General features: G+C 65.6%; 21 protein-coding genes. 9 read left to right on the top strand and 12 right to left on the bottom strand.

The window, feature by feature from the left end; genetic code table 11:
* The first annotated feature begins 4 nt into the window (after positions 1 to 4).
* Positions 5 to 1,075, top strand: a complete 1,071-nt coding sequence (locus JN280_RS18540; RefSeq protein WP_202314169.1) for a 3-carboxy-cis,cis-muconate cycloisomerase — start codon at positions 5 to 7, stop codon at positions 1,073 to 1,075.
* 248 nt (positions 1,076 to 1,323) lie between these two features.
* On the opposite strand, the gene JN280_RS18545 is transcribed toward JN280_RS18540, so the two are convergent.
* The 9 genes from JN280_RS18545 to JN280_RS18585 all read right to left on the bottom strand — a co-directional run bounded on the left by JN280_RS18545 (position 1,324) and on the right by JN280_RS18585 (position 12,193).
* A complete protein-coding gene (locus JN280_RS18545; RefSeq protein WP_244741793.1) occupies positions 1,324 to 2,544 on the bottom strand; it encodes an IS4 family transposase in 1,221 nt (406 codons plus the stop codon).
* Between the two features lie 386 nt (positions 2,545 to 2,930).
* A complete protein-coding gene (locus JN280_RS18550) occupies positions 2,931 to 3,893 on the bottom strand; it encodes an NAD-dependent epimerase/dehydratase family protein (RefSeq protein ID WP_202314170.1) in 963 nt (320 codons plus the stop codon).
* A 31-nt stretch (positions 3,894 to 3,924) separates the two neighbouring features.
* Entirely contained in the window at positions 3,925 to 5,613 is a 1,689-nt protein-coding gene (locus JN280_RS18555; protein ID WP_244743401.1) for an ArnT family glycosyltransferase, read from the bottom strand.
* Between the two features lie 3 nt (positions 5,614 to 5,616).
* Complete coding sequence (locus JN280_RS18560; RefSeq protein ID WP_446720736.1) at positions 5,617 to 5,949, bottom strand: lipid-A-disaccharide synthase N-terminal domain-containing protein; 333 nt, start codon at positions 5,947 to 5,949, stop codon at positions 5,617 to 5,619.
* Positions 5,946 to 6,686 (bottom strand): glycosyltransferase family 2 protein, encoded by a 741-nt coding sequence (locus JN280_RS18565; RefSeq protein ID WP_202314171.1) that lies wholly within the window; start codon positions 6,684 to 6,686, stop codon positions 5,946 to 5,948. Before JN280_RS18565 ends, JN280_RS18560 begins: the two co-directional genes overlap by 4 nt.
* Positions 6,687 to 6,783: 97 nt before the next feature.
* Positions 6,784 to 8,433, bottom strand: a complete 1,650-nt coding sequence (locus JN280_RS18570) for a thiamine pyrophosphate-binding protein (protein WP_202314172.1) — start codon at positions 8,431 to 8,433, stop codon at positions 6,784 to 6,786.
* Positions 8,430 to 9,605 (bottom strand): CaiB/BaiF CoA transferase family protein, encoded by a 1,176-nt coding sequence (locus JN280_RS18575; RefSeq protein WP_202314173.1) that lies wholly within the window; start codon positions 9,603 to 9,605, stop codon positions 8,430 to 8,432. The genes JN280_RS18570 and JN280_RS18575 overlap by 4 nt, the downstream gene beginning before the upstream one ends.
* A 223-nt stretch (positions 9,606 to 9,828) precedes the next feature.
* Positions 9,829 to 10,761 carry an alpha/beta fold hydrolase gene (locus JN280_RS18580; RefSeq protein WP_202314174.1) on the bottom strand — a complete coding sequence of 311 codons (933 nt, stop codon included), beginning with the start codon at positions 10,759 to 10,761 and terminating at the stop codon, positions 9,829 to 9,831.
* A 145-nt stretch (positions 10,762 to 10,906) separates the two neighbouring features.
* Positions 10,907 to 12,193: a GGDEF domain-containing protein gene (locus JN280_RS18585; protein WP_244743403.1), complete on the bottom strand. Its 1,287-nt coding sequence runs from the start codon at positions 12,191 to 12,193 to the stop codon at positions 10,907 to 10,909.
* Between the two features lie 157 nt (positions 12,194 to 12,350).
* Here JN280_RS18585 and JN280_RS18590 point away from each other — a divergent pair, with 157 nt between their 5' ends.
* From JN280_RS18590 to JN280_RS18615, 6 genes are all read left to right on the top strand, one after another.
* Positions 12,351 to 13,043, top strand: a complete 693-nt coding sequence (locus JN280_RS18590; protein ID WP_202314175.1) for a DUF2461 domain-containing protein — start codon at positions 12,351 to 12,353, stop codon at positions 13,041 to 13,043.
* Between the two features lie 121 nt (positions 13,044 to 13,164).
* Positions 13,165 to 14,814, top strand: a complete 1,650-nt coding sequence (gene ettA, locus JN280_RS18595) for an energy-dependent translational throttle protein EttA (protein WP_202314176.1) — start codon at positions 13,165 to 13,167, stop codon at positions 14,812 to 14,814.
* 36 nt (positions 14,815 to 14,850) lie between these two features.
* A complete protein-coding gene (tam, locus tag JN280_RS18600; RefSeq protein WP_202314178.1) occupies positions 14,851 to 15,639 on the top strand; it encodes a trans-aconitate 2-methyltransferase in 789 nt (262 codons plus the stop codon).
* Positions 15,640 to 15,679: 40 nt separating this feature from the next.
* A complete protein-coding gene (locus tag JN280_RS18605; RefSeq protein ID WP_202314180.1) occupies positions 15,680 to 16,018 on the top strand; it encodes a hypothetical protein in 339 nt (112 codons plus the stop codon).
* Positions 16,019 to 16,145: 127 nt separating this feature from the next.
* Positions 16,146 to 17,267: a beta-ketoacyl-ACP synthase III gene (locus tag JN280_RS18610; RefSeq protein ID WP_202314182.1), complete on the top strand. Its 1,122-nt coding sequence runs from the start codon at positions 16,146 to 16,148 to the stop codon at positions 17,265 to 17,267.
* 111 nt (positions 17,268 to 17,378) lie between these two features.
* The gene (locus JN280_RS18615) at positions 17,379 to 17,993 is read left to right on the top strand and encodes an MOSC domain-containing protein (RefSeq protein WP_202314184.1); all 615 of its coding nucleotides are present in this window, start codon (positions 17,379 to 17,381) and stop codon (positions 17,991 to 17,993) included.
* Positions 17,994 to 18,608: 615 nt separating this feature from the next.
* On the opposite strand, the gene JN280_RS18620 is transcribed toward JN280_RS18615, so the two are convergent.
* Positions 18,609 to 18,923 (bottom strand): DUF2293 domain-containing protein, encoded by a 315-nt coding sequence (locus JN280_RS18620; RefSeq protein WP_202314186.1) that lies wholly within the window; start codon positions 18,921 to 18,923, stop codon positions 18,609 to 18,611.
* Positions 18,920 to 19,462 carry a tRNA (N6-threonylcarbamoyladenosine(37)-N6)-methyltransferase TrmO gene (gene tsaA, locus JN280_RS18625; RefSeq protein ID WP_244743405.1) on the bottom strand — a complete coding sequence of 181 codons (543 nt, stop codon included), beginning with the start codon at positions 19,460 to 19,462 and terminating at the stop codon, positions 18,920 to 18,922. Before tsaA ends, JN280_RS18620 begins: the two co-directional genes overlap by 4 nt.
* Before the next feature lie 85 nt (positions 19,463 to 19,547).
* Here tsaA and JN280_RS18630 point away from each other — a divergent pair, with 85 nt between their 5' ends.
* Positions 19,548 to 20,567 carry an ArsR/SmtB family transcription factor gene (locus tag JN280_RS18630; RefSeq protein WP_202314188.1) on the top strand — a complete coding sequence of 340 codons (1,020 nt, stop codon included), beginning with the start codon at positions 19,548 to 19,550 and terminating at the stop codon, positions 20,565 to 20,567.
* On the top strand, positions 20,567 to 21,487 hold the full coding sequence (metF, locus tag JN280_RS18635; RefSeq protein WP_202314190.1) for a methylenetetrahydrofolate reductase [NAD(P)H]: 921 nt from the start codon (positions 20,567 to 20,569) through the stop codon (positions 21,485 to 21,487). Before JN280_RS18630 ends, metF begins: the two co-directional genes overlap by 1 nt.
* A 485-nt stretch (positions 21,488 to 21,972) precedes the next feature.
* Here the strand turns inward: metF and JN280_RS18640 are convergent, their stop codons facing one another.
* Positions 21,973 to 22,893, bottom strand: a complete 921-nt coding sequence (locus JN280_RS18640) for a DMT family transporter (protein WP_244743407.1) — start codon at positions 22,891 to 22,893, stop codon at positions 21,973 to 21,975.
* Positions 22,894 to 23,043: the final 150 nt, after the last annotated feature.

A 23,043-nucleotide genomic window follows, 5' to 3' on the forward strand; every position in this document is an offset into this window, starting at 1 on the left:
TCTGATGGCAATTACTCCGTTCGAGCATCCCTTCCTGTCCGGCCTTCTCGGTGACGATGAGGTCGCCAGGCAGTTTTCTATCGAGGCGGAGATCGCGGCGCTGGTGCGTTTCGAGACGGCGCTGGCGGAGGGCGAGGCAGCCGAGGGTGTCATTCCGGTTGCCGCGGGCAGGGCGATCGCCGATGCGCTGGTCGCCTTCGAGCCTGATCTCCCCAGGCTGGCGGAAGAGACCGCGCGTGACGGCGTCGTCGTACCCGAACTGGTTCGACAATTGCGACAGGCGGTCGGGCAGCCGCACGGGGCACATGTGCATTTCGGCGCCACCAGCCAGGATGCGATCGATACCGGTCTCGTGCTGCGGCTGCTGCCCGCTCTCGACATTCTTGCCGACAGGATCGACGGGCTGATCGAGGCCTTGGCCGGGCTGGATGACAGGCAGGGCAAGGTGCCTGTCATGGCTCATACCCGCATGCAGGCTGCGATCCCGGTGACGGCATCGCGCATGATCGAGAGCTGGCGCGATCCGCTGGTCCGCCACCGCAGCCGGCTCGTCGCGATACGCGACCAGGTCGGCGTACTGCATTTTGGTGGCGCCGCCGGAACGCTGGAAAAACTCGGAGACAAGGGAGCGGAGGTCGCCGAGGAGGTGGCCGTGTGGCTCGGCCTTCGTGCCCTGTCGAGGGCGCGTCATTCCGAGCGCGACGGATTTGCCGAACTCGCTTCCTTCCTGTCGCTTCTCTCCGGCAGCCTCGGCAAGATGGGGCAGGACATCGCGCTGATGGCGCAAAGCGAGGTCGGCCAGATCAGGCTCGCCTCGGGCGGCGGCTCGTCGGCGATGCCGCACAAGGTCAATCCCGTCGGCGCCGAGGTGCTGGTCGCGCTGGCGCGGTTCAACGCCACGCTGGTCTCTGGCATGCACCAGTCGCTGGTCCATGAGAACGAGCGGTCGGGCGCGGCCTGGACGCTGGAATGGATGCTTCTGCCGCAGATGGTGGTGGCAACAGGCGCGGCGCTCCGCACGGCTGCCGCGCTCCTTCCGTCGATCGAGTTCGTCGCCGACAAAGGCAAGCGCTGAGCGGAGCGGCTGAGGCCGGGGTCGCAACCTTTGGGAGAAGGTGGCGGCAGCCGGATGAGACTACCGGCCGGCGTCGGGCGCCATCTTGGATGAAAGTGCCGCGTGTCTTCGCTCCCCTCTCTGTCCACCTGATATCTCCCCCACAAGGGGGAGACTGGCCGGCCGCTTGGATTTCGCCAATCGTCGACGTTGCAGGGCGAGTGCCGTCATCGATGACAGCCAGTCTCCCCCCTTGTGGGCTACGAGATTCACACATCTCGGAGGGTCCAGCCATGCTTGATTGCGTGGAATTTGGTGAGGCCTCTGAGCATGACGATGGGGCCGGGCTTTCCGTAATATCCGGTCCATCCACCGAGCCGTGCGAAGACCCAGGCAGCGAAGGCCAATGTGCCTTTGGGATGGGGGTTTTTCTGCTTCTGGGTCTTTCCCTCAAGGCTGTGGCTGACGCGTTCGAGCACCGGTTGGTCGTCGGGATCGAAGGCGTCGCTGAGCGGCCGCTCGAGCTTGCCGTCGCGCTCGGCAACGAGTTGCATCACCGTGACGGCGGCGATGAGGGTTGCTGTTACGAGCTTTTCCAGCGGCCCGCCCTCCTGCTGGCGAAGCGCCTCGATGTCAAAGCCCTTTGTCTTGGTGGTCCGAAACAGCTGCTCGATGGTCCAGCGCAGACGATAAAAGCCGATGATGCGCCGTGCATCGGCCAGATCGGTGACCTGATGTGTTGTGAGCAGCCGCCAATGCGCCGGCTCCTGGCCGTGCGGCGGATCGATTTCGCGGGCATCGACCATGCTGAGCGTGACGGTCTTCGGCAGCACCCGGGTTCCCGCCTGGGCTTTGCGGTTCCTGGGCCTTGCGATCTCGACACGGCCGAAGCGCACGCCGAGAGTGGCCGTGCGGGCCTTGCGGCCCGGAATGGCCGGCAACGCGACCGTCATCTGCCCGGCTTCGGGCCAGCTCTCTGCGGCGGCAAACAGATGGGTCTCGTCGGCCAGAAGCCGGTCCTGCGCGGCCCGTACCAGCTTCTCGACATGGTCCGGCTTGAAGGCGAAGCACTCGTAAATGTCCCCCTCGCGGTCCTCGACGACCGTCACGCAGGTCGCGCCGGCGTCCCACAGCCGGCGCGCGCTTTCGGCGCCGTCGAGCCAGCGCCGGCTGTCCTTGTCCGCGAAGTCCCGTTTGGTGCGCGTCGCCTTCACACCACCGCGGCGATCCAGAAAGAACGCATCGACAAGGCCCAACACAAAGCCGCTGGTCGCATCCGCGGCAATCAGCGGGTGCACGGACAGGCCGATGCCTTTTTCGTCCACCCGAACAGACGTCGTGTCCTGGATCGCCAGCACATGACGGCCACCAACTTGCAAGCACGTGCGGGCCGAGGCCGTCTCCAGCATCGCGCCGACCGTCACCTTCGGGTTGTGCAGAAAGCGCGTGATCCGCATCTCGCCGGAGCGGCCGCCGCCCAGCGCGCGCACGCTGCTCCCCCAGCCACCCGCCGACACCAGCCGCTCATGCAAAAAAACCCCGCATCTTTCAGGCGAGCGTCTCCGAACTCCCCAAAACCAAGGTCCATCTGCCTCTCCATCAGCCGAATCACAGCAACAGGGAGTCAGACTTTCGCCGACACCGCAACTCGCCCCCCACGATGTGTGAATGTCGTAGCCTTGTGGGGGAGATATCAGGTGGACAGAGAGGGGTATCTGGCTAAGCCAAATCCGACTGCAATCAAAAGGATTTCGGCCCTATTTTTATGGCAGGGGCTCAGCCCGGCGTGGCCGTTATCTTATCTGACTGAAACAAACGGATCTCAACGCTACTTTCATGGGAGGGGCCAGCCGCAATCCTCCAACATCCGGCACCCTCAGCCGTTATACCCCCGGAACCACTCGACGAAATCGGCGATGCCTTCGTCCAGCCTCGTGACAGGCCGGAAGCCGAGGTCGCGTTCGGCGAGCGCGATGTCGGCATAGGTGCGCAGCACGTCGCCGGCCGGTTTCGGCTTCATCTCCATCCTGGCCTTGCGGCCCGCGGCGCGCTCGATCGCGGCGATGAATTCCATCAGCTTCACCGGGTTGTTGTTGCCGAGATTGTAGACCAGCGCCGTTTCGGCTGGGTTCGCAACGATCCGGTCGGCGGCCGCGACGACGCCGGCGGCGATGTCGGAGACATGGGTGAAGTCGCGCTCCATTTCGCCATTGTTGAAGACCGAGATCGTCTCGCCCTTGAGGATCGCCTCGGTGAACAGCCAGGGCGCCATGTCGGGCCGGCCGTAACGCCCATAGACCGTGAAGAAGCGCAGGCCCGTGGCGGCAATCCCTCGCGTTTCCCGGTAGGCATGGGCGAGCAACTCGCCGGCGCGCTTGGTCGCGGCATAGACCGATACAGGATGGTCGGTGCGGTCGCTCTCCGAGAACGGCACTTTTTCGTTGGCGCCGTAGACCGAGGACGAGCTGGCATAGACGACGGGCAGACCGCCGAGCTTGGCCGCCAGCTCGAAGATCGCCACCTGGCCGGTCACGTTGGAGTGGACATAAGCGTAAGGGTTCTCGACGGAATACCGGACGCCAGCCTGCGCCGCGAGGTGGATGATCGCGTCGAAGTTGCCCTCGGCGTGGGCTGCCAGGGCGGCGGGATCGGCGATGTCGGCCCGCGCGAAACGGAAGCCCGAAAATGGTTCGAGCGCGGCCAGCCGCGCCTGCTTCAGGCCGATTGCATAATAGTCGTTGACATTGTCGAGGCCGACCACGCTGTCGCCGCGTTCGAGAAGCCGGCGGGCGGTGTGGTAACCGATGAAGCCGGCGGCGCCGGTGAGCAGGACTTTCATTGGCATCTCGTATCGCGGCTTTTGACTGGCTCTAGCGGGCCTTGCCGAAGAAGGTCAGGATGCGTTCGTGGCCCTTGGAATAGTTCACTCCCTCCACGCGGCCAAGCTCCTCGATGCTCGATATGCCTTCCGCCAACGCGCCGTCGAAAGCTTCGAGCTGGTCGTCGGCGATGAGCGCAACGGCGCAGGCGTCCTTGCCGAGCTCGGCCGCTGCGGTGGCGCCGTCGGTGAGCATCGTCCGGGTGCCTGCCAGGAAGACAAGGCTCGGCTCGTGATAGCCGGCCGAGATCAGGCGCGAGTCTGGACAGGGCTTCACCGCCTTGAATTGCGTGGCGATCTCGGGGCTCAGCCAGATCGGCTTCAGCGCCGGCGCGACGAGGCCGGCGAGCAGGCCCATGGAGACGGCTGCACCGGCAGCCGCCAGAACCGTGCGCTGCAGCGGCGGAAGAGCCGGTCGGATGCCGGAGGCGAGCCAGCCGGTGACGAGGATGAGAAGTGCGGCAAGGATTCCCCACCACGAGATCGTGCCAACCACGTAAGGCACGGCCGCGACGGCCACCGCCGCCAGCAGCAAAGTGACGAGCACCGCGCCGAAGACCGTGGCGCGGTATAGCCAGAGCTGCCACCGTCGCAGGGTAGCCGGCGTCGCGCTGCCGTCGGTCAGCGCCCAGGCCATCAGCAGGAGCAGCGCCGGGTAGGCAGGCAGCATATAGTGCGGCAGCTTGGTGGGCATGACCTCGACCACGATCCAATAAGGCAGGTACCAGGCGAGGCAGAAGAGCAGGCGCGGATCGGTGCGGAAGCGGTTGAGCGCATTGAGGCCGCCATTGACCGCCGGAACGGCGAAGGGCCAGAAGGTGAGCGAGAACAGCAGGAAATAATAGCCGGGCGGGGCGCCGTGCGATTCCTGGCCCGAGCCGATCTTGCCCAGGAAGTCGCGGCCGATTGCCTCCTGCCAGAAGGCGGCGCCGCTCTTCCAGGTGATGAGGCCGAGCCAGGGAGCGGCGACCAGCAGGGCGATCAGCACGCCCGGGCCCGCCCTCAGCGTTTTCAACCAGGCACGGTCCTTGTCTAGGATGACGACCGCCGCGACCGTCAGCGCGCTGATCGCCGGAGCGATCGGCCCCTTGATCAGGATGCCGGCGCCTTGCGCGATCCAGAACACCCAGGCGGCCACGCCCGATGTGCGGCCCTCCTTATGGCAGAGATAGAGATGGGCGAGCGCGCCTTGGGCGAAAAGCACCGCCGCCAGAAGGGTCGCGTCGGTCTTGGCGATGCGCGCCTCGAAGGCGAGCATCAGCAGGCCGGCGAGCCCGAAGCCGGCGATCAGTCCGGCCGAATTGCCGAACATGCGCGCGCCGAGCCAGGCCAGCGCCAGGACGGAAAGCGTCGCGCCGGCGACCGACACAATGCGGTAGACCCAGACCGGCGCATCCGCGCCCCGGCCGCTGGCGAGCACGGCGGCCGATTGCAGCCAGTAGATACCGGCCGGTTTCTTGTAGCGCGGCTCGTCCTGCAGGCGGATGTCGACGAAGTCGCCGCTTTCGACCATCTGTTTCGACGACTGGATGAAGCGCGATTCGTCGCGGTCGGTCGGCGGCAGCGCCGCGATACCGGGCACGAAGGCGAACAGGCAGAATACCGCGAGCAGCAGGCAAAGCAGGGCCGAAAGCCGGCCCTTGCCGGAGGCTGCCCCGTGGTCGATCGCGCCCGCCGCCAAGGGTCAGTCCGTCTTCGTCATCGCCGAGCGATGCTCGTTGGCGATCAGCCAGAGATTGCGGATATAGACGAACAGGCCGAGCCCTTGCCCGGCGATGAACACCGGATCCTGGCGGCTGACCGCGTAGATGAACAGCAGGAAGCCGCCGCCCAGCGAGAAGAACCAGAAGGCGATCGGCACGACCGAACGCTTGGCGCGCTCCGAGGCGATCCACTGCACCACGAAGCGCATGGTGAACATGCCCTGCGCCAGGAAACCGAGCAGCACCCAGGCGTCGAACTGCTCGATGAAGACGGTGTGCAGCCAGGTCAGAAGGTGGGTGGCCGTATCCATCATGGCCGGATCTCCGTTGCGGTCGGCACGACCTTGCGGCGACGGCGCAGCCACCAGACGCCGAACAGGTCGAGCGCGCCGCGCAGACCCCGATCGAGGATGCCGTAGTTGGATTTGCCGTGACGGCGCTGGCGGTCCACCACGTCGATGTGAACGACGCCGTATCCCTCGCGCAGGACAAGCGCCGGCAGATAGCGGTGCCAGCCGTCGAAATAGGGCAACTGGCGGAAGAGGTCGGTATGCACCGCCTTCAGCCCGCAACCGGAATCGCGGGTGCCGTCGCGCAGGATCGCCTCGCGCAGATTGTTGGCGAAGCGCGAGGAGAACTGCTTCAGCTTGGTGTCGGTGCGCTTAAGCCGCTGACCGGCTGCAATGCCGGCGGATGGACCCGCGACCTTCAATGCATCGGCGAGCTTCGGCAGGTAGACGGGGTCGTTCTGCCCGTCGCCGTCCATGGTCACGACGATCGCGCCGCGCGCGGCGAAGACGCCCGACCGAACGGCCGCGCTCTGGCCGGCCGAGCGATCGTGGCGGATGTGCCTGAGATGCGCCGCACCCGCCTCGACGCGCTTCTTCAGGGCTTCGCCGGTGCCGTCGGTCGAGCCGTCGTCCACCACGACCACCTCGAAGTCGCGCCCGGCAAGGGCCGCATCCACCTCGTCCAGGAGAAAGGACAGGTTGGCGGCTTCGTTCTTGCAGGGGATGACGATGGAGATGGCAGGCGTAGTCGCTGCGTTCATAGGGTGGTTCCTGACGATCGCGGCCTCCATAACACTGAAGTTCCGGTGAGGCTACCGCCGGTGCTCATCTCGCTAGGCCCTGAGGATAACGGTTACGTCAGCGCTTCTCCCTGATGTCGGTGAGCGTGCGCGTCGGGGTGATCGCCTCCGGATCGAGCCTGATCTCGACGATCGCCGGCCTGCCGCTGGCCCGCGCCCGTTCGAAGGCCGGCGCGAAATCGGCGGTCTTGTCCACCGTCTCGCCATGTCCGCCATAGGCGCGGGCAAGGGCGGCGAAGTCGGGGTTCTTCAGGTCGGTGGCGACCACCCGGCCTGGATATTCGCGCTCCTGATGCATGCGGATCGTGCCATAGATGCCGTTGTTGACGACGATCACGACGATTGCGAGGTCGTATTGCACGGCCGTCGCAAACTCCTGGCCGTTCATCAGGAAGCAGCCGTCGCCGGCGAAGGCGATCACCTGGCGGTCGGGGAAGAGGTCCTTGGCCGCGACCGCTCCCGGCGTGCCGTAGCCCATCGAGCCGGAGGTCGGCGCGGCCTGCGTGCCGAAGCGTCGGAAGCGATGGAAGCGGTGGATCCAGGTCGCGTAGTTGCCGGCGCCGTTGGCGATGATGGCGTCATCGGGAAGCACGGTCTCCAGATAGCTCATGATCGGCCCCATCTGCACGGGGCCCGGGCCGGTCTCTGGCGGCGTCGACCATTCGAGATAGGCGGCATGGAGCCGGGCGGTCTCGTCCGACCAGGCCGGCCGGCTGCCGGGCCGCGTCCGCGCGAAGGCATGGGCGAACGCTTCCGGCGAGGCGTTGATCGCCAGGGAAGGGCGATAGACGCGGCCGAGTTCGTCGGAATCGGCGTGGACATGCACCAGCGTCTGGTCGGGGTAGGGGCTCTTCAGCAGGCTGTAGTCGGACGACGGCATCTCGCCGAAACGCCCGCCGACCAGGAGCACCAGGTCGGCCTGCTTGACGTAGTTGGCAAGCTTCGGATTGGGGCCGATGCCGATGTCGCCGGCATAGTTCGGATGGAGATGGTCGAACAGCATCTGGCGCCGGAACGAGCAGCCGACAGGCAGCGTCCAGCGCTCGGCAGCTTCGCGGAAGGCGGCGACGGAAGCGGCGCTCCAGCGGCTGCCGCCGAGGATGGCGATGGGCCGCTTCGCCTTGGCGAGCAGTTCTTCCAGCCTCGCCATCTCCGCCTCGCCCGGCGATGTCTCGACCGGCGTGAAAGGCAGCGCGTCGGGCGCATCGGCGAGTGCGGTCAGCATGTCCTCGGGCAGCGAGATGACGACCGGGCCGGGCCGCCCCGATGTCGCGACCGCGAAGGCGCGGGTCACGATCTCGGGAATGCGGGCCGCGTCGTCGATTTCGGTCGCCCATTTGGCGATGTCGCCGAAAAAGGCCCGGTAATCGACCTCCTGGAAAGCCTCGCGCTCCCTGGCGTGGCTCGCCACCTGGCCGATGAACATGATCAGCGGGGTGGAATCCTGCATCGCGATATGGATGCCGGCCGAGGCGTTGGTGGCGCCGGGGCCGCGCGTGACGAAGCAGATGCCGGGCCGGCCTGTCAGTTTGCCGTGGCAGTCGGCCATCATCGCCGCACCCCCTTCCTGGCGGCAGACGATGGTCTTGATCCTCGAGTCGTGCAAAGCGTCGAGCACGGCGAGATAGCTTTCGCCCGGCACGCAATAGATGCGGTCGACGCCGTTGGCCTCGAGCGCTTGGACGATGAGCTGTCCGCCGGTCTTCATGATCCGGTTTTCTCCAGTTCGGCAAGGATTTCGGCCGTGTGCTCGCCAAGCCGCGGCGAGGGCCGCTCGTAAACCAGGGGGGTCTCGGACATCACCATCGGCGCGCGCACCGAAGGCAGCTTGTTGCCGTGGCCGTCGTCGAGGTCGAGGCGTATGCCGCGCGCGATCGCGTGCGGGTCGGCGAAAGCCTGGCCGATCGTATTGATCGGGCTTGCGGGAACGCCGGCCTTTTCGAGTTCGGCGAGCAACGGAGCGCGCTCGAGCCGTTCCAGGCTGGCGATGATGCGCTCGCGCAGCCGCGCACGGTTGCTGACGCGGGCGGGATTGGTCGCGAAGTCGGGGTCGTCGGGAAGGCCGGTCAGGCCGACGATCTGGCAGAAGCGCTGGAACTGCCCGTCATTGCCGACCGCCAGGATGATGTGGCCGTCCTTTACCGGCAGCACCTCATAGGGCGCGATGTTCATGTGGGCGTTGCCCATCTGCACCGGCGACACGCCGGATACCAGATAGTTGAGGTTCTGGTTGCCGAGCACGGACATCTGCGTGTCGAGCAGCGCCATGTCGATATGCTGGCCCTGGCCGGTGTGCTCGGCGTGGCGCAGCGCGGCCTGGATGGCGATGACGGAATAGAGGCCGGTGAAGATGTCCGAGATCGCGACGCCGGCCTTCTGCGGCTCGCGGCCCGGCTCGCCCGTGATCGACATCATGCCGGCCATGCCCTGGATGATGAAGTCATAGCCGGCGCGGGGCGCATAGGGCCCGTCCTGGCCGAAGCCGGTGACGGAGCAATAGACGAGGCGGGGGTTGACGGCCTTCAGGCTGGCATAGTCGAGCCCGTATTTCCTGAGCCCGCCCACCTTGAAGTTCTCGATGAGCACGTCGGCTGTCGCCACCAGCCTGCGCACCGTCTCGGCGCCCTCGGGGGTCGAGAAGTCGATGGCGATCGAGCGCTTGCCCCGGTTGCAGGAATGATAATAGGCCGCCGAAAGGTTCTCGCCGTCGTGGCTCCTGACGAAGGGCGGTCCCCATTTGCGGGTGTCGTCGCCGCCTTCCGGGTTCTCGACCTTGATGACGTCGCAACCGAGATCGGCCAGAAGCTGCCCCGCCCAGGGCCCGGCCAGGATGCGGGCCAGTTCGATGACGCGGATGCCTTTCAAGGGGGGTTCAGCCATGATCTCGCCCGAGCTTCTCAAAAACTCGCCGTGACTAGCAGAAAGCGCGGCTGGCTGTCACCGCAAATGGCGTGGACCAGGCCTGCGGATCCTCGGCTTCTGGTACCAGCGGTCGACGAAATCGACCGCTGGAGCGCGCGACTGCGTGGCCCACGCCCGTTGGCGCGAAAGCCAGGCGGCCCGGAAGGGCCGCGCCGGCGATTGGGGCCCGTCATATGCCCCCTCAGCGCTTCGTCACCTCGTCCGCCCAATCGGCGAAGGCATCGGTGATCATGTCCCGGTTCACCTCGTTCAGGGATTCGTGCCGGGTTTCCGGATAAACCTTTGTTCTCAGATTCGAAAAACCCATCCGCTGCAAACGCCGGGCGAGCTGTTCGACGGCCTTGCCGCCATTCGTGGCCGGGTCATTCTCGCCGCCCACCAGGTTGAACGGAAAGGCCTTCGCGACGCCGGAGAAGCTGCGGTCGTCGGCGCAGTGGAAGACCAGCCCGAAGACGTCGCGCCACATCGAGACCGATGCGTCCCAGCCGCAGAGCGGGTCGGCGACATAGGCGTCGACCTCGGCCGGATCGCGCGACAGCCAGTCGAATTCCGTCCGCCGGCCCGGGACCTTCCCGGCCCAGTCCTGGAAGGTGAGTTTCGGCAACAGGCGGGACGGCACGTCCGAGCCGAGACGGAGAGTTTCCCAGGCGAGCAGCGCCTGTGCCAGGCGGCCGAGCGCTCCGGCAGAGAAATTGGCGTTCCAGATGGCGGCGGCATGGGCGCGGGCCGTATGGCGAAGCACGAAATTGAGCGCGATCAGGCCGCCCATGGAATGGCCGAAGACGATGACGGGAAGGCCGGGATGCTCGGATGCGATCAGGTCGTGCACGGCGCCGACGTCGGCGATCACCTTGGCGACCCCGCCGGCCCCGGCGAAACGGCCGAGCGGCGCGTCGCCCGCTCCCGTTTCTCCGTGCCCGCGATGGTCATGCGCATAGACGTGATAGCCGCGTCCAGCCATCCTGTCCGCGAAGCGCGCATAGCGCGCCGCATGCTCGGCAAGCCCGTGGTTGACCTGGATCGCCGCGCGCGGCGGTTCCTCGGCGTAGCGGGTGTATAGGTTGAGCGACGCGCCGGTCGGCGACGCGAGCAGGCGCTTTCCGCTGAAGCCCATGAATGTCTCCCCCCGCGGGCGGCCTGTTCCGCCCCGGACGGACTGTTCCGCGTCCGGCCGTCGGCGTCAAGATGCGCTCAAAGCATGTCTCCCGAAAGCGGGAACCGGTTTCGGGACAAGGACATGCATAAGATCGCGACGCGCTTTAGCGTCCTGTCTTCGCCGGTCGCGAACCCATCCGCTCGACGACATGAAGGGCTCCATCGCCGACCATGCGGTCGCGGCCGCCTGATTTCGCCGCATAGAGCTGCCGGTCTGCGAGTTCGAAGAGATCGGACAGGCTACGCGTTGAACCGTCGACCGTGGCGACGCCGCCGCTGACGGAAAGCAGGACACCGTCGGCGGTGGGAAGATCCTTCATCGCCTGTCGGATGTTCTCGCCAAGCAGCCGCGCGAGACTGTGCGGGCCGCGGCACAATATGGCGAATTCCTCGCCGCCGATCCGGAAGACCCGGTCGCCTGCGTCTGCCAGCCCGACCAGCAGCATGGCCATCGACCGCAGCACCCGGTCGCCCTCGGCATGGCCGAACCGGTCGTTGATCGACTTGAAGTGGTCGACGTCGATGAGCACCAGGCTCAGGGGCCTGCCGGTCCGCAGGCTGGCGGCCACCGCCTGCTCGCCGTCGCTCTCGAACCGGCCGCGATGCAGGAGCCCGGTCAGGCCGTCGCGGCCGACATGCTCGACCAGCGCCTCGTAGCGTTCGCGATAGGTGAGCGCCTGGAAAATGTCGGCGAGGCCGCGCGGCGCCGACGCTTCGTCTTTCTCGAACCATCTGAGATAGGCGAAAAGCATGACGCTGAAGATCAGGCTGGCGGCCATCTTGGCGATCCATCCGCCGACCAGGACCTCGAGCGGAGCGCCCGTCACGAAATGCAGCGCGGTGAAGAAACCGAGCTGGTCGAAGGTCAGCACGCAGCAGAGCGCGATCGCGACGCGCGCCAGGGGCGATCCGCGCAGCTTGCGGCCGAGCCTCTCGTAGAGCAGGATCATCAAAATGGCGTCGACGAAGAGCAGCGTCGTGCCCCAGACCATCAGCCAGCCCATCTGGTCGACGAAGCCTATGTCGGGAACCCGCCCGTCCGGCAGCGGCGCCAGTTCGTGCAGGCGCAGCAGCAGCACCAGCCCGATCATCAGCGCATTGCCCAGCAGCAGGCCGTAGATCGGCTGGCGTACCGTGGTCGCGTCTTCCTTGATGTAGAGCAGGAGCAGCATCGCCAGCTTGCCGGAGAACATCACCGTCGACCCCGGTGACAGCATGCCGAAGGGCAGCGCGACGTAGAATACGCTGGCCAGATAGGTCTCCAGGAAGTGCATCACGCCGAGCGCGCACATGAAGACGCCGATGCCGATCCGGCCCCTGAGGCGGAACAGCATGACCATCAGGCTGAAATAGAGGATCGCTTCCGCAATCAGCAGGAGACTGTTCGTCAAGCCCCGTGTCCCCCGACATGTTTCCGATCCATCAGGTTTGACGTGAAAGGGTTAATCGTCGGTTTCGCCTGCACCCGGCCTCGGCGATCGGGTCGGGGTCGCCCGTTGTCGACCTATGCTGATAGGATCGGCAAGCGCCAAAGAAGGAAACACGCTCATGGGCGGCGACCGTTTTTCAGCATTTCCGGCGGAGACGCTGAGATTTCTTGCCGGCATCGACCGCAACAACGACAAGCAATGGTTCGAGACGAACCGCGATCTCTATGAAGCCTCCTATGTCGCGGCAGGGCGCGACTTCGTCGAGGCGGTGGGGCCGAGGCTGAGGGCGATCTCGCCGGGCGTGCAGTATGAAGCCAGGGTCAACGGCTCGCTTTCGCGCATCAACCGCGACATACGTTTTTCCAGGGACAAGCGGCCCTACAAGAACCACCTCGACATCTGGTTCTGGCATGGCGGGAAGAAGGGCTGGGATTGTCCAGGCTTCTATCTCAGGCTGACGCCGCAAACGGTCTTTCTCGGCAGCGGCATGCATATGTTCGAGGGGGCGATGCTGGAGTGCTTCCGCCAGGCGGTGCTTGCCGAGTCGTCAGGGCGAGCGCTCGTGGCGGCGATCGAGAAAGTCACGGCGGCCGGGCCTTACGACATCGGCGAGGCGAGCAGGAAGAGCGTGCCGCGCGGTTACGACGCCACGCATGAAAGGGCGCGGTTCTTTCTCCATGAGGGCCTGCACGCCGGACTGGAATTGCCCGCCGCGGAAGCGACGACGGCGGGGTTTGCGGAGCTTGCTTTGAAGCATTTTTCCGCGACCTGGCCGATCGGGCAATGGCTGCTGGACGAGGTGGTGGAGTGAGCTTGCGAACATTGCGGGCAACCGATGCTGCCGGCCCCGTTCAACAATCCGGATTGCCGTTCGCGGCCGCATCGCCTACATAGCGGCCAACTTCCGACAGCAACCGACAGGAAAAGCGCGCGTGGCACGCCAGTTCATTTATCACATGTCGGGCCTCAGCAAGGCCTATGGCACCAAGAAGGTGCTGGAGAATGTCCATCTTTCCTTTTATCCCGACGCCAAGATCGGCATCCTCGGCCCGAACGGCGCCGGCAAGTCGACCGTGCTCAAGATCATGGCCGGGCTCGACAGGGAATTCACGGGCGAAGCCTGGCTCGCCGAAGGGGCGACCGTCGGCTATCTGCCCCAGGAGCCGATCCTCGATCCGACGCTCGATGTGTTCGGCAACGTCATGCAGGGCGTGGCAAGGAAGACGGCCATCATCGAGCGCTACAACGAACTGATGATGAACTATTCCGACGAGACGGCGGAAGAGGCGGCCCATCTCCAGGACGACATGGACCGGCTCAACCTTTGGGATCTCGAGCAGCAGGTCGAGATGGCGATGGAAGCGCTCGGCTGTCCGCCCAGGGATGCCGGCGTCGCCAACCTCTCGGGCGGCGAGCGGCGGCGCGTGGCGCTTTGCCGGCTGCTGCTGGAGGAGCCGAACCTCCTGCTCCTCGACGAACCCACCAACCATCTCGACGCCGAGACGACGGCCTGGCTGGAAAAGCACCTGCGCCAGTATCCCGGCGCCGTGCTGATCATCACCCACGACCGCTACTTCCTCGACAACGTCACCGGCTGGATCCTGGAACTCGACCGCGGCCGCGGCATTCCCTATGAGGGCAACTACACAGCCTATCTCGACGCCAAGGCCAAGCGCCTGCGCCAGGAAGGCCGCGAGGACGATGCGCGCCAGAAGGCGATTTCCCGCGAGCGCGAGTGGATCGCGTCCAGCCCCAAGGCGCGCCAGTCCAAGTCCAAGGCCCGCATCAAGGCGTTCGAGGATCTGCTGGAGGCGGCCGATCGCCGCCGGCCGACGGACACCCAGATCGTCATCCCGCATGGCGAGCGGCTGGGCAATGTCGTCATCGAGGTCGAGGGCCTCACCAAGGGATTCGGCGACCGCCTGCTGGTCGAGGATCTGAGCTTCAAGCTGCCGCCCGGCGGCATCGTCGGCGTGATCGGCCCGAACGGCGCCGGCAAGACGACGCTGTTCAAGATGATCACCGGGCAGGAGAAGCCGGAGAACGGCTCCATCCGGGTAGGCGAGACCGTGAAGCTCGGTTATGTCGACCAGAGCCGCGACGCGCTCGACCCCAACAAGACCGTCTGGGAGGAAATCTCGGGCGGCGCGGAAGTCGTCAAGCTCGGCAAGCACGACGCCAACACCCGCGCCTATTGCTCGTCCTTCAACTTCCGCGGCGGCGACCAGCAGCAGAAGGTCGGCAACCTGTCGGGCGGCCAGCGCAACCGCGTGCACCTCGCCAAGATGCTGCGCACAGGCGGCAACGTTCTCCTGCTCGACGAGCCGACCAATGATCTCGACACCGAGACGCTGAGCGCGCTGGAGGATGCGCTGGAGAATTTCGCCGGCTGCGCGGTCATCATCTCGCACGACCGCATGTTCCTGGACCGCCTGGCCACCCACATCCTTGCCTTCGAGGGCGACAGCCATGTCGAGTGGTTCGAGGGCAACTTCGAGGACTACGAGCAGGACAAGATCCGGCGCCTCGGGCCCGAGAGCGTCAACCCGCATCGGATGACATATAAGAGGCTGACGCGCTGAGGCGCTGATTTCGGCGAGGGCCGGGGAGGTAGTGAGATGACGGACCCGGCCCCGAAGCGCCCCGACTGGTCGGCCGCGCTCTACCTCAAATTCGAGGACGAGCGCACGCGCCCGGCGCGGGATCTGCTCGCGCGGATACCGCACGAAAATCCCCGCCGCGTCGTCGATATCGGCTGCGGCCCCGGCAATTCGACCGAGCTCCTCGCCGCGCGCTGGCCCGATGCCGAGCTGTCCGGGATCGATACCTCGCCCGACATGATCGAGAAGGCGCGCCGGCGGCTGCCCTGCGTGTCGTTCGAACTGGCGGATGCGGCCTCATGGCGACCGGCCGGGCCGCTCGACGTCATCTTCGCCAATGCGGTGTTCCAGTGGCTGCCGGAGCATCCGGCGCTGCTCGCCCGGCTGACGGATTTCCTGGCGCCTGGTGGCGCGCTGGCGGTGCAGATGCCGGACAATCTGACCGAACCCACGCATCGGCTGATGCGCGAGACGGCCGCTTCCATGCCCTTCGCCGCCAGGATGGCAGGCGCGGCACGCGATCCGCTGCCGCCGGTCGGCCGCTACTACGACCTTCTTTCAGGATTGTCGGGGCGGCTCGATATCTGGCACACGATCTACAACCATCCGCTGGCCGACGCCGCGGCCATCGTCGAATGGGTGAAGTCGACGGGCCTGAAGCCGTTCCTCGACCCGCTCGATCCGGACGAGCAGGCAACCTTTCTCGCCGCCTATCAGGCCCGCATCGCGGAAGCCTATCCGCCGGCGGCGGACGGAAAAGTGCTCCTGCGATTCCCCCGCCTGTTCATCGTCGCGACGAAAGCGTAGACAGGAACGCCCGGTTCGGGCGAGGGGAAGGGGCGGGCATATGTATCCTCGGACCGGGGCGTGCCGGGCAGCGGCGATGGCCGCGGCGGTGATTCTGATGGGAGCCTCGGCGGCGTCGGCCAAGCCCGCCCGCTGCTTCACCACCGACGACGGCTATTTCAATTGCGATTTCCGCAGCCTGGATCGCGCCGGAAGCTTCCGCATCCGTGCGCCGGGCCATCCCACCTACACGCTCGAGATGGATCAGCCCGGATTCGCCTTCGGCTATGCGGATTTCGGCGGCGGCAGCGTCGCATTGCCGGGCAAATATGTGGGCAGCCGCGACGACGGCGCCTGCTGGAACAATCCCGGGACTGGCACAAGAATCTGCGCCTGGTGACCTCGCGCCTTGTCTTGGGGCGTCTTTGCAGCGGCGAAAAATTGGCATAAACCCGCTGCAGTGCAAAAAGCCCGACAGGGCATGATGTTGCGCTTCGCCGTCAGCGATGCGCGGACTGGACGGATGTATGAAGCGTGTCATCATCAGCGGCATCGGCGTGGTCATTCCCGAGGCCTCGATCACCAACGAGCAATTGGTCGAGAGCTTCAACGCCTGGGTGGACAAGGAGAATCCCAGGCGTGAGGCCGCGGGCGAGCCTTTGCTGCAAAAGTCCGACACGGCCTTCATCGAATATGCGTCCGGCGTGAAGAAACGCCACGTCCTGGTGGCCGACGGCATTCTCGATCCCGACCGGATGGCGCCGCGCATCCCGTCGCGGGACGACGACCAGCTCTCGGTCATGGCGGAGTTCGGCGTCGCCTCGGCGCGCCGCGCGCTCGATGATGCCGGGCTGGAACCCGGCGACATCGACATGGTGATCTGCGCGGCCTCGCACCATCAGCGGCCCTATCCGGCGATATCAATCGAGATCCAGAACGCGCTCGGCATTCCCGGAGCCGCTTTCGACATGGGGCTCGGCTGCTCGTCCGCGGCGGCCGGCCTGCATGTCGCCTACAACCTGGTGCGCACCGGCGCGCAGAAGCGGGTGATGGTGGTGACGCCCGAGATCATCACCGGCCATCTCAACTTCCGCGACCGCCAGACCCATTTCATCTTCGGCGACGCTTCGACTGCCGTCATCCTGGAGCCGATCGGCGACGACGAGACCAGGCCCGGGCGCTTCGAGGTGCTCGACACGCGCGGCTGGACGCAGTTCTCCAACAACATCCGCACCAATTTCGGCTTTCTGCTGCGCGATGGCCAGGACGACACGTCCGCCGTCCAGATGGAAGGCAATATGATCAAGCAGGTCGGCAACAAGGTGTTCAAGGAAGTCACCGTGGCCGGCCACCGCTTTATCGTGGGCTTCCTGGCCGATCATGGCCTCACGCCGCACGACGTGCGCCGCTTCTGGCTGCATCAGGCCAATGCCCGCATGAACGCCATGATCCTCAAGCTGGCTTTCGGCCACGAGGTCGGCCACGACCGCGCGCCAATGGTGCTGGAGCGCCTGGGCAACACCGCCGCGGCCGGGGCGGTGATTGCGCTCGAGGAAAACCACAGGGATATGAAGCCGGGCGACTACGGGCTGCTCTGCGCCTTTGGCGCGGGCTATTCGATCGGCAGCGCGCTGCTCAGGATGATGTGACGCAGGCGAAGGCGCTCTTATCCATCAGCGGTGCGCATGGGTGGTTCAGGCGTTTTGGATGGACCGGCTCGCCGTTCCTCGCCATCTTGCGGCGAGTTGAAAGGAACCATCATGCTCGATCTGCCCATCCGCCAGGACGACCCGGAAATACTGCCGGCCCGCAAGCTCTCCGCCAGGGTCGCCGGCGTCTTCATCGCGCCCGAAGATCATTTCGAGACGCGCGCGGTCGATCAGCTTGACCTCGGCTTCGAAGGCATCGAGGGCGATTTCCATGCCGGCCATACCAGGCGCTCGGGCGGGCGCGAACCCTGGTATCCGCGCGGCACGGAGATGCGCAACGAAAGGCAGCTCTCGATCGTGGCCGCCGACGAACTGGCGCTTGTCGCCGAACGCATGGGTATCGCCGGCATTCGTCCCGAATGGATCGGCGCCAATCTCGTCGTCGATGGGATCCCCCGCCTGTCGATGCTGCCTTCGGGCACGATGATGTTCTTCAAGGGCGGCGTGACGCTGAAGGTCGATGCGCAGAACGGGCCGTGCCGCGTCGCCGGACGTTCGGTCGCCGAGCACGCCGGCATGGCCGACATCGAAGCCGGCGCGCTGCTTTTCCCGAAAGCGGCGAAACGCCTGCGCGGCCTCGTCGCCTGGGTCGAGAAGCCCGGCCGCATCGCCGACGGCGAGGAAATGTCGGTGCGTATTCCGGAGCAGTGGACCTATCGGGGGTAGCCCTTCGAGGCTCGCTGCATCAGCGCCTCGAGATGAGACACCGCCCAGCGCGAGCGCCATCGGGATTGAAAGTGTGCGTCTGATCGCAGCGAACGGATTTCGTCGACCTCTGTGAAACGCCCCTGCCATGAAAGTAGGGCGGAAAGCTTTTTGATTTCAGTCGGATACGGCTTGGCCAGATACCCCTCTCTGTCCTGCCGGACATCTCCCCCACAAGGGGGAGACTGGCTGTCATCGATGATGGCACTCGTCTTGCGACGTTGACGATTGGCGAAATCCAAGCGGCCGGCCGGTCTCCCCCCCCTTGTGGGGGAGATGTCCGGCAGGACAGAGAGGGGTACGAAGACACGCGGTACTTTCATCCAGAATGGCGTCCGGCGGCAGCCGGATGAGGGGCCTTTCGCGGCGTCGCCGAATCCCTTACCCGACTGAAGCAAAACGGCTTTCGGCGCTACTTTCGCAATAGGGACGCAGTGCCCAACCTTCCTATCCCCAAGAGTGCGGCCGAAGCGAGCCTCGCGACAAGCATCGTCTTCCCTCGAACGAGCCTGAGTCCGGTTGGTAGCGCCGACCTCCCTCATCCTGAGGTTCGAGCAAGCGGGCCTCGAAGGACCCTCAGATATCCTCGTCGTCGGGATCGAGCAGCCGTGTCGCGCGCCATCGGGTCAGCCAGTCGTTGATCTGGTCGACGACGAAAAAACGCGCGGAATCGCGATCGTAGCCTTCGGCCAGCAGCTTCTCGTAGTCGGTATGGGCGTGGCGGATATGGGCGACGGTCGCCAGCCAGACCGCGATCGACGCCGGCAGCGTCTTCATGTGCTTGGCGCCCGCCTCGCCGCGGATCTTCTCGGTATCGGCATAGGGCGCCATCGGAAGCAGCGCTGTCAGCGCCTTGTCGATGGCGCGGCGGCGGTTGGTCGGAGCGGTCATTCGCCGGCGCTTCTCCGTGTCGCCTCGGCGCGAGTCGCCCCGGGAAAAGCGTCGATCGAGGGCAGATAGGGCTTCAGGTCGATCACCGGCGTTGCGTCGAGCACATCGATCGCGTCGATCTCGATAACGCCGGTGGCCACGTCGATCGACAGCAGGCGGGCGATGTGCAGGCCGACCGGGTTCGGTCGCGCCGGCGAGCGCAGCGCGAAGACGCCGCTGGCCGCAGCGGCGTGGCGCGGCTTCTGCACGATCAGGTTTCGCGGGCCGTGGTGCAGCCAGGAGAGGATGACCACATGGCTGGCCCGGTCGAGACCTTCCAGCCCGGGCCGGAAGGGGGCGTCGATCTCGACCCTGGCCGCCTGTCCGGTGCTGCGCGCCGCGGCCATGTTCTTGGGACATTCCTCCCGCGTCCGCCAGGGCGAGCGGATCTTCCCGATGAAGACGACATGGCCGTCCCCCGCCATCGCCGCCGGATCCTCGGCCAGCGGCACCTCGCCCTCGCGGGGGCCGAAGGTCTGCTCGTGATAAGGTAGCGCCATTTTCTTGTCCGCCAGCGACATCTTCATGTTGCCAAACGCCCGGATTGCACATAAAGATATGTTTATATCTTTCTTGGAGCTTAGCATGGCCCCAGTCCAGCAAGTCGCGCTCGACACCATGGTTGATATATTGAAGGCGGCGGCCGAATCCAGCCGCCTGCGGATTCTCGTGCTCCTGTCGCGCGGCGACCTCACCGTGTCGGACCTCACCGACATCCTCAGCCAGTCGCAGCCGCGTGTGTCGCGCCACCTGAAGCTCCTGCTCGAAGCCGGCCTGATCGGCCGCTACCAGGAGGGCTCGTGGGCGTTCTTCCGCCTCTCCGATACGGAACTGGCACGTGACTTCGTAAACGGCGTCGTGTCGCGCGTCGATAACGGCGACCCGCAGGTCGCGCGCGATCTGGAGCGCCTGTCGGCGGTGAAGCGCCGGCGCCAGGAGCGCGCCGCGGAATATTTCAGCGCCAATGCGGCGAGCTGGGACGAGATACGCTCGCTCCATGCGCCCGATGGCGCGGTGGAGGCGGCGCTGAAGAAGCTCGTCGGCAAGCAGCCCTTCCAGGCGATGCTCGATCTCGGCACCGGCACTGGGCGCCTGCTGGAGCTGTTCGCGCCGCTCTACCGGCGCGGCGTCGGCATCGACCTGTCGCGCGAGATGCTGGCCGTCGCCCGCGCCAATCTCGACAAGGGCGGCGTCGCCAATGCCCAGGTGCGCCATGGCGACATCTACGCGCCCCCGGTGGAGCGTGACGCCTATGACCTCGTCACCATGCATCAGGTGCTGCATTATCTGGACGACCCCCAACAGGCCATCCGCGAGGCGGCGAAGCTGCTCAGGCCCGCCGGCCGTCTCGTCATCGTCGATTTCGCGCCGCATGCGCTGGAATTCCTGCGCGACGAGCACGCCCATCAGCGGCTGGGCTTCTCCGACAGGCAGATCGCGGAATGGTTCGCCGAAGCCGGGCTCGAGCTCGAGGAGACCCAGGACTTCGTGCCGCATGACGGCACCGACGCCAAGCTGACCGTCAAGCTGTGGCTCGGTCGCGACCGCCGCATGCTGATCGCCGATCCCGCCGCCAAAACCCAGCCGGAAAAGGAAACCGCCTGATGAACCAGTTCCGTTTCTCCCGCCGTCCTGATATCGGCGGCAAGATCCGGGTGTCGTTCGAGTTCTTCCCGCCGAAGAGCGACGAGATGGAGGCCCGGCTCTGGGATACCGTGACCAGGCTGGCGCCGCTGAACCCGCATTTCGTGTCGGTGACCTATGGCGCAGGCGGCTCGACGCGCGAGCGTACGATCCGGACGGTCCGGCGCATCCTCAACGAAACCGGCCTGCTGCCGGCCGCGCATCTGACCTGTGTCGATGCCGACCAAGATGCGGTCGACGGAGTCATCGGCGAGTTCGCGGCGATGGGGGTGAAGCGTTTCGTCGCCCTGCGCGGCGACCCGTCCGAAGGCGTGGGTGCGGCCTACCGGCCCTATCCGGGCGGTTATGCCAATGGCGCGGAACTGGTCGCTGCGCTGAAGCGGGTCGATGATTTCGACATTTCGGTCTCGGCCTATCCGGAGAAGCATCCGGAAAGCCCCGACTTCGCCACCGACATCGAGATGCTGAAGCGCAAGGTGGACAATGGCGCGACGCGTGCCATCACCCAGTTCTTCTTCGACAATGATCTTTATGAGCGTTACGTCGAGCGGGCGCGCCGCGCCGGCATCTACATCCCGATCGTGCCCGGCATCCTGCCGGTGCACAATTTCGGCCAGGTCGCCAACTTCTCCTCACGCTGCGGCGCGCATGTTCCGGATTGGCTGGCCGAGCGCTTCGATGGGCTGGACAAGGACCCGCAGACACATGCCCTTGTCGCCGCTGCCGTCGCCGCCGAGCAGGTGCTCGACCTGGTCGAGCGCGGCGTCACCGATTTCCATTTCTACACGATGAACCGTGCCGATCTCGCCTTCGCGATCTGCCACATGATCGGTATCCGCGGGGATCTGGCCGTGAAGCGGGCCGCGCCGGCCGCCGCCTGACTTGAGTACCAATGGTCGATAAGATCGACCATTGGAGCGCGCGACTGCGCGCCGCGCCCGTTGGCGCGAAAGCCAAGCGGCCCGGATGGGCCGCGCCGGCGACTGAGGCTCATTGGTAAGTGAAAGGGCCGGACTTTCGTCCGGCCCTTTGATTGGGTTTCCTGCGAGAGGTTGTCAGGCTTTACGGTAATACGCCCATTATCAGGGCCCCGATAAAAGCGAACGCAGCACAAATCATCAGTGCATTGATTGGCCGTGTCAGTCCCATGCCATAGCCTCCTCAACAGAAGTACGAGGCGGAATCTAGGGGACTTTGTGCAACAGGCAAGCGAAAAATGTGCTGCAATGCGGCAGGAATGTGGAAATTCCGACCTCGCTGCGGCTATTAATCGTTGTTATCGCTCGTGAAAATGGTGATTTCAGGGCATTTGGGGAAAATTTTTCCACGAGGCTCTGTCGGGCCGATCCGCCGTCCGGAGATAGGCCTACCGCTTCGGCAGTAGCCTCCCATCGATGGTCACGAGGCCGAGGCCGATCAGAACGATGCCGGCCAGTTCGAAGGCTTCGAGACGCTCGCCGAGGAACACGGCGCCGAGCAGGATGGCACTGGCCGGAACGATCAGCGTGACCAGCGATGCATTGGTCGCGCCGGCCGAAGCGACCAGGTTGAAATAGAGGATATAGGCGAAAGCCGTGGAAAGCAGGGCGAGCGCGAAGACCGCGGCCCAGACATGGGCGCTGGCCGCGAACAGGCCGTCGGGCCCGTTCACCAGCAAAACGACCGGGATCATGATGGCGGTCGAGGCCGTCAGTTGGGCGGTGGCGACGACCGCAGGCGGCACGCCCTTGAACCGCCTGGCGACCATCAACGCAAGCGCATAGGAGAGCGAGGCGCCGACCAGCGCGAATTTCGCCCAGACTGGGCCGCCGAGCCCGGCAAGAAGGCCCGGACCGATCATCACGGCCGTGCCCGCGATACCGAGCATGATGCCGGCGATCTTGTTCCAGGTGAGTTTCTCGTCGACCGTGAGCATATGGGCGATGAGCGCGGTCCAGAAGGGCGTGGTCGCGTTGAGCACCGAGGCGAGCCCGGCTCCGAGCTCCGTCTGGCCGGCGAAGATCAGCGAGAAGGGGATCACATTGTTGAGCGTGGCGAGCAGCACGAAGCCACCGGCAAGCGGGAAGGCCGATCGGAAGGAGATACCGCGCGCGGCGAGATAGACGTGGAGCGCGGCGGCCGCGATCGCCACCCTGAACAGCACCAGCGTCAGCGGGTTGATCTCGGCGACCGCGATGCGGGCGAAGAAGAAGGAGCCGCCCCAGATCGCGCCGAGGAGCAGCAGCATCGTCCAGTCCCTGGACGACATCGTCCTGGAAACCGGCCGGCTGGTCTGGACTGCGGACATCGACGCTCTCCCGATAGGGCATTGAACACCAGCCCTATGATGCGTGCCAGCAAGCGGCCACCCGATTTCCGCCATCTGTCACAATGCCTTGCTTCAACACATGCAAAACCGGCAAAGGGCTGCCCTACGGGAATTCGTTTCCTTGGCGAT

The organism is Mesorhizobium sp. L-8-10 (genome assembly GCF_016756635.1).
Classification (GTDB): domain Bacteria; phylum Pseudomonadota; class Alphaproteobacteria; order Rhizobiales; family Rhizobiaceae.